Origin of the sequence: Cellulomonas sp. A375-1 (assembly GCF_001040865.1) — a bacterium.
GTDB lineage: Bacteria > Actinomycetota > Actinomycetes > Actinomycetales > Cellulomonadaceae > Cellulomonas > Cellulomonas gelida.
Window position 1 is genome coordinate 1 of the sequence record NZ_LFKW01000149.1, and the last position, 2,907, is coordinate 2,907.

The following is a 2,907-nucleotide window of genomic DNA, read 5'->3' on the forward strand; positions in this document are numbered from 1 at the left end:
CCGGCCGGACGGGCCGGCTTGCCCGGCGCGCGGGCCTCGTCGCGGCCCACGGCCACGGCGTCACGCGCGGCGGGGCGGGACGCGCCGCCACCGGGGGTGAAGCTGGGCGGCGTGCCGGGCTCGTCGCGAGCCATGCTCAGCACTTGCCGGTGTCGTCGTCGAGCGTGAAGGACTCGCGACCGGCCTTGCGGGTCGCCTTGGCGGTGGGCTCCTTGGACGGGTCCGCGGTCGCCGTCGGGCCCTTGGTCGCCGCCTTCGTCGGTTCCTTGGTCGGCTGGGTGCCGCGGTCGTCGTCGGTGCCTCGGAGCATCGGGATGTCGCCGGCGATGTTCGACCAGATGACGTCCGCCTCGGACGTCCACACGACCCGGTTCTTGTTCTCGGGTGCCGCGCCCCACGGGATCGTCATGAACGTGATGTTGCCAGTGCGGATGCCGCGAGCGCTGTAGGCGAGCCCGGCGAGGTCGGATGTCGACATCGACGTCGTGACCGACTTGGTCGCGGCGTTGAGCAGCCCGAGCAGGTCCGTCCAGTCCGTCAGGACGTTCTTCGACAGCGTCTGGGACGCCATCGCGGCGAGCAGCCGCTGCTGGTTGCCGATGCGCGCGATGTCCGAGCCGTCGCCCGCCTGGCTGTGCCGCGAGCGGGCGTACGCCAGCGCGGTCTTGCCGTCGAGGTGCCGGTTGCCGGCCTCGACGTGCAGGCGGGCCTTCTTGTCGTCCATGTCGGTCGGGATGCACATGTCCACCCCGCCGATCGCGTCGACCATCGTCTGGAAGCCCGCGAAGTCGACGAGCACGAAGTCGTGGATCGTGACGCCCGTCGTGGCCTCGACCGTGCGCCACGTGCAGGCGGCCGCTGAGGCGAGGTCGAGACCCTTGTCCCAGCCGCGCGCGAACGCCTCGTTGAACATCGCGCGGCCGCTGGAGCTCGTGTCGCCGTTGGTGGTCTTGCACGTCGGGATCTCGACGAGCGAGTCACGCGGGATCGAGACCATCTCGACGCGCGACCGGTCCGCCGAGATGTGCATGACGATCGCGGTGTCGGAGCGCATCCCGCCCGCGACCCGGCCGCCGATCGCGCCGTTCTCGCCCTCGCGGGAGTCGGAGCCGAGCAGCAGGATGTTGACGGCCTTGCCGGCGTTGGGGTCGGCTCCCGCCTGGGGCGTCTGCGTCGGCCGCGGGCCGAGCAGGCCGGAGACGTCGACGTGGTCGATGTTGCCGTTGAGCCGCGCGTACACCGAGTAGGCCGCGGTCCCGCCGAAGGCGAGGATCGCGACCGTCACCAGGGCGACGCTCTGCAGGATCCGCCCGCTGCGGTGGTGGCGGGCGTGGCGCGCGTTGGCTGGGCGCTCGGCAGACATGTGGCGGACAGGCACGGCGTCGATCCTAGGGACGGGGGCTGGACGAGCGAGGGAGCGACAGGAGGAGCCCGGTGGAGAAGTTGTGCAGATCGATGCAGGTCAGCGGGCGATCCGGACAGCCGGGCACGCATCGGGTGAGCCCGCGGGTCAGCACGACGCGGTCTCGTCGTCGAGTGTGAACGCCTCGCGCCCCGCCTTCTTCGTCGACCCGTGCGAGGGCCGCGCCGTGCCCGACGAGCCTGCTGGCCCGGTCGGCCGGGACGTCGCACTCGTGCCGGGCTCGTCACGCGTCTGCGGGTCCTGCGCCGTGCCGGTCAGAGCGGGCGCGTCCCGCGCGAGGTTGGCCCACACGGTCGCGGCGTCGTCCGCCCAGACGAGCGTGTTGTCGGGGTCGCGCGGGTCCGGGAGCGTGGGGATGGTCAGGAACGTGACGTCGCCGGTCCGGACGTCGCGCAGGCTGCGCGCGAGCCCCGCGAGGTCGGTCGTGCTCATCGAGGTGGTGAGCGAGCGCGTCACCGCGTCGAGCAGGCGCATCAGAGCGGGCAGGTCCGTCAGGACCTCGCTCGACAGCGCCTTGTCGGCGAGTGCGGCGAGCAGCCGCTGCTGGTTGCCGATCCGCCCGGTGTCCATGCCGTAGTTGCCCTGGAACCCGCGCGAGCGCGCGAACGCCAGGGCGGTCGGGCCTGTGAACCGCTGGTAGCCGGCCTTGACGTGCAGCTTGGCCTTGCGGTCGTCCATGTCGCGCGGGACGCAGATCCACACCCCGTCGACCGCGTCCACCATGTCGCGGAACCCCACGAAGTCGACGAGCAGGAAGTCGTCGACGAGGACCCCCGTGGTCGCCTCGACCGTGCGCCACGCGCACGCGGCGGCCGACTCGAGGTCCTGACCGTGGTCCCAGCCGAGGGCGAACGCCTTGTTGAACCTCGAGTACTCGCTCGCGGCGATCGTCTCGCCGCTCGTCGTCGTGCACTGCGGGATCGCGACCATCGAGTCGCGCGGGATGGAGACGAGCTCGACGCGCGAGCGATCCGCGGAGACGTGCAGCACGATCGTCGTGTCCGAGCGCATGCTGTCGGCCACCGTGCCGCCGATCGTGCCGTTCTTGCCGGCCCGCGAGTCCGACCCGAGCAGCAGCAGCGTGAGCGCACGGCCCGCGGCCGGGTCCTGCGCCTGCGCCGCGGCCGTGGGGCGCGGGCCGAGCAGCGGGTCGAGGTCGAGGTGGTGGATGTTGTCGTCGAGCCGCACGACGAACGTGAGCGCGGCCGTGCCCGTGAACGTCACGGCGGCGAGCGCGGTGAGCGCGACCGCACGCAGCGCGCGTCGCTCGCGCCGACCGCGCGCGTGCCTGCTCGTCGGGGCGGCGGGCTGGGCGGTGAGCGGCACGCGGCCGACGCTACGAGCGTGCGGTCGTCGCCGTGGCGACTCGTGCGACGGCACGGTGGAGGGGTCGTGAAGATCCGCGCACACGGGCCCACGCGACCCGTCCGGGTGTCCGTGCGCCGTTCGTCCCCAGGCGAGGACCGGCGGGGTGGTCGGCTGGG

At 72.8% G+C, this 2,907-nt stretch carries 2 protein-coding genes; both read right to left on the minus strand.

Annotated features, from left to right (window positions below):
- Nucleotides 1-136 precede the first annotated feature (136 nt).
- A complete protein-coding gene (locus CWIS_RS15950; protein ID WP_229747390.1) occupies nucleotides 137-1,378 on the minus strand; it encodes an LCP family protein in 1,242 nt (413 codons plus the stop codon).
- Nucleotides 1,379-1,510: 132 nt separating this feature from the next.
- Nucleotides 1,511-2,749 (minus strand): LCP family protein, encoded by a 1,239-nt coding sequence (locus tag CWIS_RS15955; RefSeq protein WP_231583945.1) that lies wholly within the window; start codon nucleotides 2,747-2,749, stop codon nucleotides 1,511-1,513.
- Between the last annotated feature and the right edge of the window lie 158 nt (nucleotides 2,750-2,907).